Raw genomic sequence first — 16940 nt, 5'->3', positions numbered from 1 at the left:
TTTTAAATTGGACTAATCCTATAATTATATTGGTAAGACTGATTGAATAATTGATATTGGCTTAGGACTCCTGGACCACAACTTGCAGATCCAATTCCATTTAGCTGATGATCAATATTGAATTCCAATAGGGATTCTTTTTCAAGTTCTACGTTATGGCGTTTTTCATCCAATTGTTCAGTTGAATAATTTCTCAAACTGAAATTGAATCGTTCTCCAGTAACTTTGATTCCATTTCCTCTATTATTTTTAATTTCTACCCATCTAGTTTCTGATCGGTTTCCATTTTCTTGAGGCATGATATAAGGAGTGAATAATTCATCTACTGATTTTTTGTAGATGCCAACTTTTGAAGCCAACTGCGCGTCTGGATAAGATTCACATGGTCCATTCCCAAGCCATTTCACCTTGTCAAATTGATTTGAAAGCTTCATTTGCATGCCGACTTTAGGCAATGTTTCACTTCCCTCACCATATTTTGTAGACTGGACTGAAACTTCAAAAGAACCATCATTGAAAATACTGTACGTCGTTAACACATTGAAACCCCAGTTATAAACAGCTGGTGCTATATTAGACTGAACTTCTATGATTACTGGTAACTGATTTTCATCACTAACCACTTTCACTTTAGTAACCCGTTCTTGAATCAAGTCCACGCCAGCTTCTTTCCAAGTGTCAGCAACTGGAGATGTTCCAAATTCTTCGAGACCTAAACGATCATTATCTGTAAGTGCTCTCCAATAATTATGTTTCGGTCCATCTTGGATAATGACTTCTCCAGAAACTTCATATTGACTGATTCTCCCCGTATATCTATTGAGGATCCACGAGAATTGATTTCCAGTCACTGAAATTTTGTTTTCTTCATCGGATAAAGTGACTGATTCTGTGTTATTAAAAGTTATCTCTTTCACTTCACGATTGCCAACTTCAAATTGCTCCCAAGCGATTTCGTGTCCTGCTTCAGCCCAATTCGTCGGATGTTTTTGTAGAAACCTTATTGTGAGGTGGCTATCTTTATCAATTTCTTCTATAGAGAAAGGAATGTCTACTGTTCTACTTGAAGATGCAGTAATAGTAGAAATATCCAGTTCTCCTTTTATAATAGTTTCACCTTGCGTTTGAATTTCCCAAACTCCACTAACTGCGGAAAGATCAATAAAATCGTATCGATTCTCAATTTCGAATTGGCCTTTTTCAAGATCAATAGCTCGAACATGAATGGGTTCAATAGCCTTTTTATAGTCTAAGAGCGCTGGTGATGGTGTTCTATTCGGCATGACTAATCCGTCGATCACAAAATTCGAATCGTGTGGCTTTTCGCCAAAGTCTCCACCATATGCATAAGCTTCTTTCCCATCAGGTCTATCAATCTTAATTCCGTGATCAATCCACTCCCATACAAATCCACCTTGAAGTCTTGGATACTTGTAAAACAGCTCAACATATTCTTTGAATGCTCCCGGACCATTTCCCATCGCGTGTGCATATTCGCATAGAATGTGCGGTTGAGCTAAGTCAGTCCGCTTCCCTAATTTCTCCATCGTATCTACATCGGTATACATTGTGGAAAACATATCTGCAGTTCTGTTCACTTCCTGAGGTTCATTGTTCGTTCGTTCAAGTAGGTCCCTTGTTTCCCCCTCATAGTGTAATAATCTGGTAGGGTCATTTTCTCTAACCCAGTCAGCCATCGCTTGATGATTGGGGCCGAATCCTGACTCATTACCTAATGACCAAATCACTACGGAAGCATGATTCTTGTCTCTTTCAACCATTCTTCTAATTCTATCTACATAAGCTGCCTCCCAAGAAGCATCTTTACTTAACTGACTCCAGTCATCTATAAAAACAAAGCCATGCGTTTCGATATCGGTCTCATCAATTACATAAAATCCATATTGATCACAGAGATCATAAAAAACTGGATGGCTGGGATAATGAGATGTGCGAATAGCATTAATATTATGCGCTTTCATCATATTTAAATCTTCAATCATCGTTTCAACTGAAACAACTCTTCCATGCTCAGGATGAAACTCATGACGATTAACACCTTTAAAAATAATGTGCTGTCCATTGATTAAAATCAAACCATCTTTTAGCTCTATTTTTCTAAAGCCTACTCGATTGGGAATCAAATCAATTACATTTCCCTGATTGTCTATTAACTCAATGAGCAAGTTATACAAGTAAGGATCTTCAGCTGACCACTTAGAGGGTTCTTTAATTTGTAAACTCTTTTTAAATTCTTTGGTAGCTTTCTCACTATCTGAAACGATTACATTATTTTGTTGATCAAGCAATGTGTAACGAATTGTATAGTTTTTAGGTGAACTCGTTAATTGAATATCGATTGATAAGGTTGAGTCTTTATATTTGTCATCAAAATCTGTTTGAATTTTGATGTCTTCTATAGAAAGAACTGGTTTGCGAATTAAAACCACATCACGGAAAATTCCGCTTAACCACCACATATCCTGATCTTCAAGATACGTTTGAGCACTATATTTGTAAACTTTAACCGCTAAAGTATTTTGACCTTCTACAAGATAACGTGAAATATCGAATTCAGAAGCCGTTCTACTTCCAGTTCCGTATCCTATAAATTCCCCGTTTACCCATACATGAAAAGCACTTTCCACTCCTTCGAAGCGAAGGATCGTTCTTTCACTAAGTTCATCCTTTGAAAGGGTAAACATTTTTCTGTAAGCGCCTGTTGGATTTATTGAAGGTATCTCTGGTGGTGCTACAGGAAACGGATACTGTACATTTGTGTAGTGTGGATGACCATAACCTTCCATTTGCCAATGTGACGGAACCGTAATACGATCCCAGTTTGAATCATCAAAGTTTTTTTCGTGAAAGGATGATTGAATCCCATCTGGATATTCTGAATAACTGAACTTCCATTTTCCATTCAGCATTTTGACTTTTGATGTATACTTCTTCTGGTAAGTTAGTGCAGATTCAGTATTGTCATATGAGAAAAAATAAGCATGTTCCGGTTCCCGATTGATTTCAATCGTTTCTTGACTCTTAAAATGTTCATATTTATTCATTCATTACGCCTCAATTCTTTACTAAAATTTACTACTAGCACTCAAGGTGTACGATTGCTGATAAATAAAGATTTTGCACAACTTCTTAAGAACACTTTATAACAATCAAAGAATAATTGCAAGCGCTTTAGGAAAACTTTTTACTTATTTACTAAAAATTTACTTCACCATTAATATGTTTATTCATGAAAACGATTGTCTATCAAGGGCTTTTACATTATGATAACAGTATTCTCAGTTGTACTAAACTAAGTGTGTAAAGGGGTAATTAATATGAACTTCATGGAAAAAACTTTTTCTAGATTGAGCGTTCTTAATCGTTCGATTTTGCGTTATCCAGTATCCTTTTTATTTTTTCTTCTTTCAACCATTTTTATCATTAGAATGAATCATTTAAATTTCTCCGAGTTGAATCAAAATCCAATTTTAGCATGTGCAATTGGAGGACTGCTCGCAGCAGTTAGCCAATCTTTTTATGAACGATTTTTCAGCGGAAAGCCATTTATCCGAATAGGGTTATATATCATTTCTATCATCGTCACAACGATTTATTATATTTTCTTTCTTCGAAGCTATCCATATTACAGCGCTATCGTAGCCATAAGGTCTAGCGCGCTTGTAGCAGCTGCCTTAACAGCTTATGTATGGGCACCTACATTAAAGTCTACAGTCCCTTTTGACTTAGCCTTCACAGTGGCATTCAAAGCCTTTTTCACCAGTTTCCTCTATTCTATCGTCTTGGTCATTGGCTCGTTTGCCATCGTTGGAACTTATGGGTTTTTAATATCTGAAGTGAATTTCGAGATATTTGCGGACTTAGCTGCAATCATATTTGCTCTGTTTGCGCCGATGTGTTTCCTATCCTATATCCCTAATTATCATCTTGTGAATGGCTTGGAGTCAGATAAAGATCAAACTTTCTTATCTATTCCAAAGCTATTGAGTTTCTTAATTTCGTACATGATAATCCCTTTACTTACTGCTTATACATTGATTTTAGTGTTATACATTGTTCCTAACCTTGCTGGTGAATTCTGGTTTGATAATTTATTAGAGCCTTTATTAATCAGTTATGCAATCATTGGATTTATCACTTTGTTTATCTCACACACTATAGATAACAATAGTACACATTACTTTAAATTAATTTTCCCTAAAGTGCTTTTAATCATAGTAATTTTTCAAACAGCCGCTTCATTAATCAAAGTTCAGCAACTTGGATTAACTCACGGACGATATTACGTCATATTATTCGGCGTGTTTTCGATTATTTCCAGTATTCTTTATAGTTTTTCTAAAAGCAAAAGGCACTATGTACCTGCATTGTTCATCATTTTGACGACCTTATCAATTGTTCCACCAGTAGATGCTATGACTTTTGGGATTAATGCACAGATATCAAAATTAAAGTCATTATTGGAAAAGAACAATATGTTGGAAGATAACCGTATCATTAGCAATGCCGAAGTAAGTCTTGAAGACCGTGAAATCATTGTAGGTAGTCTTCAATATTTATATGATTACGATGCTTTAGATCGCATTGAATGGTTACCTAATAACTTCGAATTTTATGGAGAAAACTTCGAAACTGTTTTCGGTTTTGACCAGTATCCATCTGAATATGATGCTGACCCGACGATTGATGAAGTTTACGATCCTGCCTATACGAGCTTACAATTAGATAAAAATCGACCTGTATCTTTAAATACAATTGATAACGATCAATTATTAATCGTTCCGTTTTCATATGATCAATATGTACAGCCAAGTGCTCAAGAAACATCGTTTCAAATTGAAAGCGATGAGTACAATTTGGTCGTAACTTCAGAAGAGGATGCTTTCGAACTTAACTTGAACACCTCAGATAATGAAACAATGTTGAACTTTGACTTATCTTTTTTGTTAGAAGATGAGTTTGAATTTTATGATACGATTCAAGATCTTTCAGTATCAGAATTAACTTTTAGTGAAGAAAATGACCTGGTTACTTTGACTGTTATTTTGGATAACCTTGAGCATTTAGACAATGAGTCCTATTCCGGTAGTCTGTATCTATTAGTGAATTTAAAGGATTAAAAAACAGCCTGTTACAGTAAGAGTTGTTTCTACTGTAACAGGCTTATTTTTATTGTGTTTCATGTTTTAATTTTATTCTTGTTTTAATGATATAAACGAGCATGATACTGACTACAACAAACAATCCAACAATTATAAAGTATAGTGGCATCATATTAGATGGGTTTTGATTTGAAGTATTTTCCACTATCACAACTGCTTGTTCGTTCACTTCTTCTTCCTCTTCTTCAGTAATCGTGAAATCTTCACTGAATGTCCATTCACCTTGCTCACTTGAGGCCGTTAGTTCAACTCTATAGTCACCAGCTTCAATCGCATAATTCTCCCAATTGATTACGAAATCCATTGAAGATTCAGGCGCAAGCCTTACTTCTTCCATTGAAGCTGTTCTTACTAGCGTATCCCCTTCATAAACATCAGCAGTAATCGCAAGGTTTCTCATTATCATAGGCTGCATATTTTGTAACGTTGCGATAACTGCAGTTCTACTATTAGATAAACCCGGTTCAACATCAGTTAAATCAATCAGCGGTTCCAGCTCTGAGTCATTTTGAGAAAGCTGTAAGCCAATAACATAGGCATATTCATTTAGAATAGCTACGCCTTCACTTTCTTCATCATTAACACTTTTTCTTTCCTGAAAACGGAGCCCTCCAATAACGACTCCGTCAAACGTTTCTTCGGGTACTGATATAGTCGCAAACACTGACTCTGTTTCTCCAGGCTGAACCGTCACTTCAGTTTGTTCCAACATTGTGAAATCGGTTAATGCGTCTTCACGATGAACAACTGCTTCTGGGTTATCGTATACAATGACGCCGTTTCTATTTGTTGATGCATCGTTTAGTGCGACATCAACAATGATTTCTTTATCGCTCCTATTCAATATCATCGTTTCTACTTCTTGAACTTGTCCTGGTTCTACTCGTAAATCAAAGTAAGATTGATTCAAATCGTGCTGGTTTTCGGGTATCACTGCTTTTACAGAAAAAGCAACGCCATCTTCTGCATGAGCTATACTTGGAGGCCAAAATAGCAACATAAGCCCAAGTACAAATACCCATTTGAATCTTCTTACAAGGTTTATATTTTTAAGACGGTGTATCATCTAATGACCAAGTTATTGTTGCAGTGTGAGTACCAGCTTCTCCAGCACCAGCAGGTACAAATAGCTCTACGTCCCCTTCAGTCGTCCAATCGTAGAATGAACGTCCCATACCTGTTCCAGCTAACGCATTAATTGGTATAGCAGTAGCATCTGCACTGATAGTCATCCCACTTAATACTGGCGCAGTATCAGCAATTGTACTTGTAGTATCAAAGTCTGGCGTATCAAAAGTAAGAGTACTTCCTGGTAGTGAAGGTTCTCCGTCCTGTGTGAAACCTGTCATAGAAGCGATGATATGCCATCCTTCTTGATTTCCTCTTGAATCAGCTACTTCGAGTAATCCATTGTCATCCGCTGTAGCAACACTAGCACCTAGATATGTTTCTTCGTCAGCTGATAAATCAACTGTACCGAAAGTGATTGCCGTTGGAGCATCAACCAAGTCCAAAGCTCCACCTTCGAATGTTACAGTTGCCTCAGTCGTATCCGTGTCTACAACCGCAGCTTGAGCTACGATTGGTGAGATAGCTCCTAGTAATAATCCTAATCCTAATCCGCCAATAATTTTTTTCTTTAAATTCATTATTTTTCCTCCTTAAGGAATGTAGTTTTTTTATAGTTGAATCACAAGTTAAGGGACATCTGATAGTGTCCAGGTAATAGTTGTACTGTAAGTGTCTGCCATAGCTTCCGGTACTATTTGAAGCATCGGCCCTCTATTTGTAGTCCATGATATATTCACTGGCTCCCTAGAAGTGGTTGTTCCTGAAAAAACCGTTAATGCAGAACTTGATAATGGAGTCATTTGATTGTTTTGATCAACGAAGACTAACGCTTCAGGTAATTCACTCCGCATCGTTCTTGCTCTTAAGGGATGCGCTAATGTAGCATCCAAACGCCAACGACTGCCTGTTGCACGGGTGTCTTGAACGCGAATGGCCCAATTAGAATCAGCCAACGGCATTAACGAATCAACATTTTCTAAACTATGAGTACCAAAAGGCATTGTTTCAGGGACAGATACTAAAGATAGTCCACTTCCGAGTACAACTGTTTCTCCAGGTAAACTAGTATGTTGCTGAGCGTTAATCGTTACAGCAGAGATTTGAGTACCTTCTGCTCGAGCGGATTGAATATTGATGGCAAAACTTCCATCGTTACCAACAGGACCTGAATAAGTTTGCGTTCCAATAGTGAGTCGAACTGTAGTATTAGGTGGCGCTGTCCCTCTGACCACTGTATCTTGATAATAAATCTCTAGCAGATTGGGAGGATTTGGTCTTTGAATGACTGTAGTAGTGATTTCTGAACTCAACAAAACATTTTCTCTTACTTGCACTCCTCGGATAATCGTACCTGCGGTTCGAGCTCCAATATTTACTGCGAATGTTCCATTGCTAGCTACTACTGAAGTGAAGCTCTGTCCTCCAACAGTTATTCTAGCAGTGTATCCCGGTACTCCAGTTCCCCGAATCGTACTCTCCGTCGAAAATACTGGTGTAGTAAAGGTTAGAGGGGGTACCGTCGGATTCGTTTCTTGTAAAGTTGTAGTAGCTCTATTTTGATTGATCAAATCAAGGTCTAGAAGGGAGCCTCCTGTAATTAAAGCTGCACTAAAGTTATAAGTTCCATTACTAACAAATGGTAATCTATCATAGAATAGATTAACTGAATAAGTGTAATTCCCTCCTAAACTAAGATTAAGCAATGAAGTAGACATCGTTATAAAGACCTGATCGTTAGCTGTATCTAAGCCAATTTGGTTCGCATTATAATTCGTAATCTGTGATCCTAAATTAAGAAGTCTAGGAATCTCTGTTCTACCTGTTCTATTTACAATACCATTCATAAGTTCTGGTGGAAGATTAAAAATGACTGTAGATGTTCTTAAAAGCGCAAGATCTACTACACCCGTACCTCTTAAAGTGAGCGTAATTCTATCTTGATTGTTCACTCTAGTATTCGTCACTGATAGTATAGAATTATTTAATATTCCAGCGTCAACCGCTGCTGCCCGGAATAGTGAAATATTTTCTTCAATAGCTTCTTGCTCCGATTCCGGATCTGGTTTTTGCTCTGGTTCTGGTTCTGGTTCTAGTTCTTGCTCTGGTTCTTGCTCTGGTTCTTGTTCTTGTTCCGGTTCTTGCTCTGGTTCTTGTTCTTGTTCTTGTTCTTGTTCCGGTTCTTGCTCTGGTTCTTGCTCTTGCTCTGGTTCTTGTTCTGGTTCTTGTTCTTGTTCTGGTTCTTGCTCTGGTTCTTGTTCTGGTTCTTGTTCTTGTTCTTGTTCTTGTTCTTGTTCTTGTTCTTGTTCCGGTTCTTGCTCTGGTTCTTGCTCTTGCTCTGGTTCTTGTTCTGGTTCTTGTTCTTGTTCTGGTTCTTGCTCTGGTTCTTGTTCTGGTTCTTGTTCTTGTTCTTGTTCTTGTTCTTGTTCTTGTTCTTGTTCCGGTTCTTGCTCTGGTTCTTGCTCTTGCTCTGGTTCTTGTTCTGGTTCTTGTTCTTGTTCTGGTTCTTGCTCTGGTTCTTGTTCTGGTTCTTGTTCTTGTTCTTGTTCTTGTTCTTGTTCTTGTTCTTGTTCCGGTTCTTGCTCTGGTTCTTGTTCTGCGATCTCATTATTCAACTGTTCAATTTCTTCTACTTCGCTGTCAACGTCTTTGTTTGCATCTTCTAATCCCTCAGACTCCATTAAAAGTTCCAATTCATCATCCTGAATTTCTTCCGTTTCAGCATCACTTCGATTAAGCGTCTCCGCAATAACAGGAGAAACATATTGGATAAGTAGTGCCAAAATAATTATGAAATTAAAAATAATAATGATTTTTTTAAATTTAACTATTCTAACCACCCCCTGACTATCAGTATGTTTTAGTTTAATTAAATAGGACAATAAAGTTTTGTAGGAAAAAGCCCTAGTCAAATCTATTTATTATTTCCATCATACTATCACTAATATAACTATTCAAACAACTTAACTTGTGGACATTTCGTGACATCTATTGATTAAATAGATATAAAAACTTATTTTAAAAGCTTTTTACCTATATATAACATTCTAAATTTTTATTTATTCAAATAAAAAATGTTAAATATGTACTGTTAAAATCGTTTGACTTTTAATGATTGATTACAATTTCACTAACAATTGTAAATGTCATATTTAGAATACCAATCTACTATTAATCGCTTTTATAGGCTATTTAAATTGATTTTGTCATAAATAGATAATTTTGATTTTTAATGTATGTTTAACCCATTTGTTAGATTAGTTATAAACACTCCCAATTCTATTTATATTATTTTATATTTAGTACTTGAGCGTTTCATTTGGAGACTATGCCCCCTGGGTTTATGATAGGTACATATTAAATTTAAGGGAGAGATTTTTAGAATGAGTAATGAACAAAATGTCAATCCATTAGATCAATATTTCAACGGAGAATTTCCTAAGCAACCTCAGACACCTCCAGGTCTTCAAAAAGATATGAATCCAGTGCCTGACTGTGGAGAAACATCTTATGTAGGAAATGGACAATTAAAAGGCAAGCGTGTTTTAGTTACCGGAGGAGATTCTGGTATCGGTCGTGCCGCAGCAATTGCCTATGCACGTGAAGGTGCTGACGTCGCTATCAACTATCTTCCAGAAGAACAACCAGATGCAGACGATGTTAAACAATTAATTGAAGCTGAAGGTAAAAAAGCTGTTCTTATCCCAGGAGATTTAAGAAGCGAAGAATTTTCTAAAGGAATGGTTGAAAAAGCTGTTTCCGAATTAGGTGGACTTGATGTACTAGCTTTAGTTGCTGGTAAACAGCAAGCTGTCTCAAATATTGAGGATATTACAACAGAACAATTAACAAGCACTTTTGAAACAAATATTTACTCTATGTTCTGGTCAATTCAAGCGGCTATTCCTCACCTTTCTGCAGGAGCTTCTATTATTACAACTTCTTCTGTACAAGGATACGATCCATCTGAAAACTTATTAGATTATGCTTCTACTAAGTATGCTATTAGAGGATTCACAATTGGTTTAGGAAAACAACTTGCACCAAAAGGTATCCGCGTGAACTCAATTGCTCCAGGTCCAGTATGGACTGCATTGCAAGTATCTGGTGGGCAACCAGAAGATGCTATCCCAGAATTTGGTAAACAAGTTCCACTTAAAAGAGCGGGACAACCAGCTGAATTAGCTGACATGTATGTTTATCTTGCTTCTGAAAAAGCAAATTATGTTACTGGTCAGATTTTCGGTATTACAGGTGGTACACCACTTTCATAAGCTAATTTAAAGTATTGCTTCAAGAATAATAAAAGTCCGCTAGTATCTAAATCAGATGCTAGCGGACTTTTATTTAGCTTTCTATTTACTTGCCATTATTTTTATTCAAGATCCATGCCACTAAAGGTTGAAAACAGAGAATGACTATCATACCTGCTAGACTCCAGAAAAAAAGATTATTCGTCCCAGTAAACAGATTAATCAACGCTGTCCAACTCAATAGTATAAATAAAACTGTACTGGAGACAATCAGAACTCTTAAACGTTTGTGTAGCAACCCTGTACTTTCCGAATAACTTCTCACTACATACTGATTCACTGCGTATATCCTAACTATTCTATTATTTATGCGTCCTTTTAAGATCAATATCATTGCATAGAGAATTAAACTCGATCCAATCGTAAAGCATGCAAACGCAAACCATTCCATTGTACTTTCTCCTTTTTAGTAAATATTTTGCTGACTGAGTTAAATGTAAAGACTTACATTTAATTTTACTGTAAAATAATAACCGTAGTCAAAAATTGTAATGGAGGATTGTTTAATTTATGAATAATGCAAACTTTAAGTTCCATAATGATGTTGAAATACCAAAAATCGGTTTCGGTACTTGGCAAATCCCGAATGACGAAGCTTACGATTCAGTCACGATGGCATTGAAAAATGGCTATACACACATCGATACTGCACTAGCTTACCAAAATGAGAAAAATGTTGGAAAAGCAATCAAGGACTTCGATCTACCAAGAGAAGAAGTGTTTATTACAAGTAAACTACCAGCTCAAATCAAAGGATTCGAAGAAACTTTAAAAGCATTTGATGAAACTATTACAAATCTTGATGTTGATTATTTAGACTTATATTTAATCCATGCCCCATGGCCTTGGGATGAAATCGGAAAAGACTGTACTGAAGGTAATATTCAATCTTGGAAAGCAATGGAACAGTTATACAATGAAGGTAAAATTAAAGCAATCGGCGTTTCAAACTTTGAGATCAAGGATATCCAAGCATTATTAGACAATTGTGATATTGTGCCGATGGCAAATCAAATTCCTTTTTATGTAGGACGAGACCAAGAAGATCTACTAGCATTTTGTAAAGAGCACAATATTGTAGTTGAGGCTTATTCTCCACTAGCAACTGGCGAGCTTTTGAAAAATGATGACATCAAAGCATTAGCTGATAAATATGATGTTACTCCAGCTCAATTATTGATTAGATACTGTCTAGAAAGAGATACGTTACCTTTACCAAAATCTACTCACGAAGAACGTATCGTTCAAAACAAGGAAGTCGACTTTGAAATTTCAGAAGAAGATATGAAACAACTAATGCAAATGGACGACGTAAGAAAATAAAATGAATGATGAATGCTTTAAGGAGTTGCCTAATAATGGGTAACTCCTTTTTTGATGAGTCGTTTCAAGATATAACATTTTGAAGAATGGCTAAACTTTACTATACTGATAGTAAAGGAGGTCTCTTTTTGAGTAAGCAAACAAAAGACTGCCTAAAGTCTTATTCTAAAAATCAAGATTTCATTATAGCAATTCCCTCGTTAAATCCAGACGAAAAATTAATTAAGCTTGTTCAGGACCTTCGAAATGAGGTTAGTGAGTGCTCACCAATCATATTAGTAAATGACGGAAGTGACGCTAATACTTTAGCTATCTTTAATCAGCTAGCAGTTGATCCAAATATTCATTTACTTACTCATGACGAAAATCTAGGAAAAGGTCAGGCATTGAGAACAGCCTTTGACTATGTAAGAAAAGAATTTCCTGAAATGTCAGCTGTTGTTACAGTTGACGGAGACGGTCAACATACACCATTAGATATTTCGAATTGCCTTCAAGAATACTATTCGACTAGTTATTCTGTCATACTGGGTTGCAGAAATTTTGACAAAGAATCTGTCCCATTTAGAAGTCGTTTTGGAAACCTATTTTCAAGAGGAACACTTAGACTCTTTCATGGGATCAACATAAGTGATACCCAAACTGGCTTGAGAGTTATACCATTAAGAGTTCTTGGAGATCTATTAAAAGTTGAAGGAAATAGATACGAATATGAAATGAATATGCTTTTATTTTTCAAAGATCAGGACATTTCAATCGTAGAAACACCAATCTCTACCGTGTATTTAGACAACAACGAATCTTCTCATTTTAATCCCCTGATCGATTCAATAAAAATCTATAAAACATTTTTTAAGTACAGTCTTTCAGCAATCTTTTCTTTTTTAATTGATATACTTTTATTTGCTATATTTGTTTTCTTATTATCTAATTGGATACAGAACTACTATATTATTGCAGCCACCATTTTTGCTCGTTTTGGATCCGCTTGTTTTAATTTTCTGGCAAACAAATATTTAGTCTTCAAAAATAAGCAATCCTCTCGTTCAGTATATCGTTACACAGTTTTATTTGTTGCTGAGATGATGACTTCAGCATTTCTGGTTCAAACAATGGTGTCTGTTCTTTCTTTTGATTTAGAGTGGGTTATCAAAATTCCTGTAGATGCGCTAATATTTTGTATAGGATTTTATATTCAAAAGAACTGGGTGTTCAAAAAACGCTCTTCGCAAAGACCGAACTATTTAAAAAACTCCTAGTATTGATTATGAATTTTATCTCTCGCAAACACATATATTAAATTCACTACACTCTTAGGTTTTCAGCTTAAGAGGCCAATTGTTTATCCACTTCACTTTATTATTTAATACACTCTTTGATTTAAAACTTGTTAACTCTTCTCTAAATTAAACAGATCTAAAAAAGAAAGCCGTCAAAATAAGGATGCTAAATCCATTATTTGAAGGCTTTCTTCTTTTAAATTTTAAATATTGTTAATTAAGACTTATTCCAGTCTTTTTGCTATTCAGTTAATCCATTATTCTTAATCACTTCTTGATAGAAATAGAAACTATCTTTTTTGATTCTTGCTAGATCTTTTAAGTCATGATCTTCTCTATTTACATAAACGAAACCATAACGTTTTTTGAAACCTTGATGAGAACTGAGGATATCGATTGCTGCCCACGGACAATAACCGATCAATTCTACCCCATCAGCTATTGCATCGTTACAAGCAGCGATATGTTCTCTGATGTAATCGATTCTATAATCATCATGTATTTTTCCATCTTCAGTCAATGTGTCCGGTGTTCCTAATCCATTCTCCGTAATGATCAAAGGCAGTCTGTAGCGATCATAATAATCATTTAAGACTAATCTCAAGCCCATAGGATCTATTTGAGCGCCATATTGACTGGATTCCAAATGAGGGTTCTTCTCAATTTTGAAATATCCGTATAGATCATAATCTATCTCATTAAATTTAGTTCCAAAAGGATTATCTTCTGTTTCTGGTAAATAAGAAGCCACCAATGTACGGTAATAATTCAAAGCAATCAAATCTGGTTTGGCAGCTTTTAAAATCGCATCATCTTCTGGCTGTCTTAAAGGCTCAATACCAGTTTTTGTAAGGTATTCTTTGTAATAACCAGGATAATCTCCATAGCAATACATATCTAAAGCATAGTTTGTTTTGAAGTTGTCATTCATTTTTGCTGCCCAAATATCCATTGGCTTGTTTGAAGCTGGATAAGTGACTGTTGAAGAAACTGCTGGCCCAATTTTCCCACCTTCAATTAACTCATGGCAAGCATTTGTTGATAAGGCATGTGCTACAAACATATGATAATCCATTTGGGCACGAACACGTTCTGCATCTTCAGGAGCGACATCATACATATTCATTCTCTCATTGACTCGAATCATCAAATTCTGTTCATTATTCACTTGCCAGTTTTTAACTCTATCTCCAAATTCTGTGAAACAAATTTTAGAGAATTTTTCAAAAGCATAGATACTTTTTCTATCTTCCCAGCCATTATATTTTTCTACTAATGCATATGGTAGGTCAAAATGATAAAGTGTGATAAAGGGCATAATATCTTGTGCAAGAAGAAAATTAATGACATCGTTATAAAAATCGATTCCTTTTTGATTGATCTCTCCATCTCCATCAGGCAATATTCTAGCCCATGAGATAGAAAAACGATAGGTCTTTAAACCTAATTCTTTCATCAAAAGGATATCTTCTTTGTAGTGATGATAAAAGTCACTTGCTACTCTAGTATCTGCTTGCTTATCTGATTTTTTGAATGAATTGAAATCAGCAACGGTCATTCCTTTGCCGTCTTCATCCCAAGCACCTTCTATTTGAAACGCTGAAGATGAGGCACCCCACCAGAAATCTTTTTGAAAATGATTACGCATAACTTGTCTCCTTGTCTTTAATCAATAAAATGTCTTCCAGTATTGAAATGTTGGTCTTCGATACACTCTGAATCTCTTTGTATTCAGTTGTATTCGTTACAACAATTGGAGTAATCGTGTCATAACCTTTGGCTCTTATAGCGTCCAAGTCAAAAGAAAGCACCTTGTCTCCTTTTTTCAATCTATCTCCTATTGTAACAAAACTTTCGAAAAACTGACCATTTAATTTTACTGTATCTATTCCAACATGAATCAAGACTTCTAGTCCATTATCAAGTGTTAATCCAATAGCATGTAAAGTGGGAGCTAAAGCCGTAACCGTACAATTATCTGGTGCTACAACCTCTCCAGTCTCAGGAAGGATTGCAAATCCTTTCCCCATTGCTCCAGAGGCAAAAACTTCATCATTAACTTTACTTAAAGAAACCAACGTACCTTTAACTGGCGTAGCAAGTACCTTATCTGCTTGTGAAGCCATAATAGTTGGACTATTTTCTACGCTTGTAGAAGTCTTGAAATGATCGGTTACTGTTGCTACTTCCTCATTATCATTGGGTATGTCTTTAAATCCTATGAATACGGTCATGGCACACGCCCCGAAGAACGCTACAGATATACCAACAAGATACGCTAGAAAAGCGGTCGTTCCTGCTTCTGCATAAACTGGGATCGTCAATATACCCTGATTAGCGAATGCATTCCCATAAGAACCACCCCAGCCCATAATAGCTCCACCTAAAGCACCACTGATAACCGCGTAAATCATCGGTGTTTTAAGTCTTAAGTTGGTTCCATAAATAGCTGGCTCTGTGATGCCGAATAGCGCAGTTACACATGCAGACAACGCCACTGTTTTAAGGGCTTTATTTTTCGTTCTAAAAAATACGCCTAGCGCAGCGCCTGCTTGAGAAAAGTTCGCCGCTCCTGCAAAGGCTAATAAGTTCTGGCGTCCATTTTGAGCCACGTCTTGTATCCCTATTGGGATAATGGCTCTATGTGCACCAAAAACAACTAACACACACCACATACCACCAATAAAGGCTCCCAGTAATATTGAACTAAAGTCCATAATATAGTAATATAACCAGTTCACTGCGTTCCCCATATAAATTCCGATTGGACCAAAAAGCAATAAGGTCGCCGGAATCATTACAAGTAAAGAAAAGGTAGGTACTACAATAATCTTGAGTACTTCCGGTATGATACGTTCAAAGAATCTCTGAACGTAGGACAAAATAAAGACAGCAATAATAATTGGGATAACAGAAGAAGCGTAATTTGCTTGCGTTACTCCCACTCCAAAGAACGTTACGGACAGATCTCCTGTCATTAATTCAATCAAAGTTGGATATACTAATGTCCCACCAATAACCATGGCAATAAACTCATTAGCTTTAAACACTTTTGCAGATGTATAGGCTAAAATAAGTGGCATAAAATAAAAGATAGCATCCGAAGCAGCACTCAAAATAACATACGTATTGAATTCTTTAATATCTAAATCATAGAAACGCATAGCGAACATAACCGCAATTGCAAGCAATCCTTTAATCATTCCAGAAGCTGCAATTGCTGGTATGATTGGTGTGAAAATGGCTGCGACTGTATTCAAAATCTTATTTCCTAAAGATTCATTTTTATCTAGCTCTACATTATGATCTTTTTGATTATGATCAAGTAGCGGTTCTATTTGTTCATAAACTTTAGCCACTTCATTCCCAATAACCACTTGCGTCTGCCCACCATTAAATACCACAGACAAAATTTCATCCATATTATCTAGAGTAGCTTTATCTACTTTATTTTCATCTTTAAGCACAAATCTTAATCTTGTAAAACAATGTGTCAATTCTTTAACGTTTGATTCTCCACCGACATTTTCAAGAATTTTTTTTGCAATTTTATCATGATTCATCTTTTTCCCTCGCTTAAATTACCCATCGATTTCATATATTACTAAAACGAGGGATACTTATTTAAAATTAGTGTTATTTTAAGTCAGAACTTAATAATAGACAAATCCCTAAAAAATATCAATTGGTTTGACCGTACTTTTAGAAAAAATTATGATGAATTGAACAATATAAGCTTTTTATCCATTAAAAAAGACAGTTTGCTGCTAACA

At 35.9% G+C, this 16940-nt stretch carries 11 protein-coding genes; 4 read left to right on the top strand and 7 right to left on the bottom strand.

What is annotated here, in order from left to right:
- Positions 1–2 precede the first annotated feature (2 nt).
- Entirely contained in the window at positions 3–3065 is a 3063-nt protein-coding gene (locus VXN63_RS00575) for a glycoside hydrolase family 2 TIM barrel-domain containing protein (RefSeq protein ID WP_327756032.1), read from the bottom strand.
- Between the two features lie 273 nt (positions 3066–3338).
- On the opposite strand from VXN63_RS00575, the gene VXN63_RS00570 reads away from it, so the two are divergent.
- Complete coding sequence (locus tag VXN63_RS00570; protein ID WP_327756031.1) at positions 3339–5141, top strand: DUF4153 domain-containing protein; 1803 nt, start codon at positions 3339–3341, stop codon at positions 5139–5141.
- 49 nt (positions 5142–5190) lie between these two features.
- Here the strand turns inward: VXN63_RS00570 and VXN63_RS00565 are convergent, their stop codons facing one another.
- Genes VXN63_RS00565 through VXN63_RS00555 form a run of 3 tightly spaced genes read right to left on the bottom strand, consistent with a single transcriptional unit; the run spans position 5191 to position 9091 of the window.
- Positions 5191–6183, bottom strand: coding sequence for a DUF916 and DUF3324 domain-containing protein (locus tag VXN63_RS00565; RefSeq protein WP_327756030.1), 993 nt, complete (start codon positions 6181–6183; stop codon positions 5191–5193).
- Positions 6184–6232: 49 nt separating this feature from the next.
- Positions 6233–6832: a WxL domain-containing protein gene (locus VXN63_RS00560; RefSeq protein ID WP_327756029.1), complete on the bottom strand. Its 600-nt coding sequence runs from the start codon at positions 6830–6832 to the stop codon at positions 6233–6235.
- 48 nt (positions 6833–6880) lie between these two features.
- Entirely contained in the window at positions 6881–9091 is a 2211-nt protein-coding gene (locus VXN63_RS00555; RefSeq protein ID WP_327756028.1) for an Ig-like domain-containing protein, read from the bottom strand.
- Between the two features lie 543 nt (positions 9092–9634).
- On the opposite strand from VXN63_RS00555, the gene VXN63_RS00550 reads away from it, so the two are divergent.
- Positions 9635–10525 carry an SDR family oxidoreductase gene (locus VXN63_RS00550; protein ID WP_327756027.1) on the top strand — a complete coding sequence of 297 codons (891 nt, stop codon included), beginning with the start codon at positions 9635–9637 and terminating at the stop codon, positions 10523–10525.
- 85 nt (positions 10526–10610) lie between these two features.
- On the opposite strand, the gene VXN63_RS00545 is transcribed toward VXN63_RS00550, so the two are convergent.
- Positions 10611–10955 (bottom strand): hypothetical protein, encoded by a 345-nt coding sequence (locus tag VXN63_RS00545; protein WP_327756026.1) that lies wholly within the window; start codon positions 10953–10955, stop codon positions 10611–10613.
- A 119-nt stretch (positions 10956–11074) separates the two neighbouring features.
- Between VXN63_RS00545 and VXN63_RS00540 the strand changes: the two genes are divergently transcribed.
- Positions 11075–11887, top strand: coding sequence for an aldo/keto reductase (locus VXN63_RS00540; RefSeq protein ID WP_327756025.1), 813 nt, complete (start codon positions 11075–11077; stop codon positions 11885–11887).
- Between the two features lie 128 nt (positions 11888–12015).
- The gene (locus VXN63_RS00535; RefSeq protein ID WP_327756024.1) at positions 12016–13146 is read left to right on the top strand and encodes a bifunctional glycosyltransferase family 2/GtrA family protein; all 1131 of its coding nucleotides are present in this window, start codon (positions 12016–12018) and stop codon (positions 13144–13146) included.
- Positions 13147–13408: 262 nt separating this feature from the next.
- Here VXN63_RS00535 and VXN63_RS00530 read toward each other — a convergent pair whose 3' ends face one another.
- Entirely contained in the window at positions 13409–14815 is a 1407-nt protein-coding gene (locus VXN63_RS00530) for a glycoside hydrolase family 1 protein (RefSeq protein WP_327756023.1), read from the bottom strand.
- Positions 14808–16730: a beta-glucoside-specific PTS transporter subunit IIABC gene (locus VXN63_RS00525; protein WP_327756022.1), complete on the bottom strand. Its 1923-nt coding sequence runs from the start codon at positions 16728–16730 to the stop codon at positions 14808–14810. Before VXN63_RS00525 ends, VXN63_RS00530 begins: the two co-directional genes overlap by 8 nt.
- Positions 16731–16940: the final 210 nt, after the last annotated feature.

The sequence above is a fragment of the Marinilactibacillus sp. XAAS-LB27 genome, assembly GCF_036039175.1.
In the GTDB taxonomy this organism is placed as follows: Bacteria; Bacillota; Bacilli; order Lactobacillales; family Carnobacteriaceae_A; genus Marinilactibacillus.
Note: the sequence above shows the minus strand (reverse complement) of the source record. Positions and strands in the feature narration are given on the sequence as shown.

Excerpts from the sequence above, each read along its gene's own strand:
- VXN63_RS00575 (WP_327756032.1), bottom strand. The coding sequence starts at position 3,065 with ATGAATAAATATGAACATTTTAAGAGTCAAGAAACGATTGAAATCAAT.
- VXN63_RS00570 (WP_327756031.1), top strand. The coding sequence starts at position 3,339 with ATGAACTTCATGGAAAAAACTTTTTCTAGATTGAGCGTTCTTAATCGT.
- VXN63_RS00565 (WP_327756030.1), bottom strand. The coding sequence starts at position 6,183 with ATGTTGCTATTTTGGCCTCCAAGTATAGCTCATGCAGAAGATGGCGTT.
- VXN63_RS00560 (WP_327756029.1), bottom strand. The coding sequence starts at position 6,832 with ATGAATTTAAAGAAAAAAATTATTGGCGGATTAGGATTAGGATTATTA.
- VXN63_RS00550 (WP_327756027.1), top strand. The coding sequence starts at position 9,635 with ATGAGTAATGAACAAAATGTCAATCCATTAGATCAATATTTCAACGGA.
- VXN63_RS00545 (WP_327756026.1), bottom strand. The coding sequence starts at position 10,955 with ATGGAATGGTTTGCGTTTGCATGCTTTACGATTGGATCGAGTTTAATT.
- VXN63_RS00540 (WP_327756025.1), top strand. The coding sequence starts at position 11,075 with ATGAATAATGCAAACTTTAAGTTCCATAATGATGTTGAAATACCAAAA.
- VXN63_RS00530 (WP_327756023.1), bottom strand. The coding sequence starts at position 14,815 with ATGCGTAATCATTTTCAAAAAGATTTCTGGTGGGGTGCCTCATCTTCA.
- VXN63_RS00525 (WP_327756022.1), bottom strand. The coding sequence starts at position 16,730 with ATGAATCATGATAAAATTGCAAAAAAAATTCTTGAAAATGTCGGTGGA.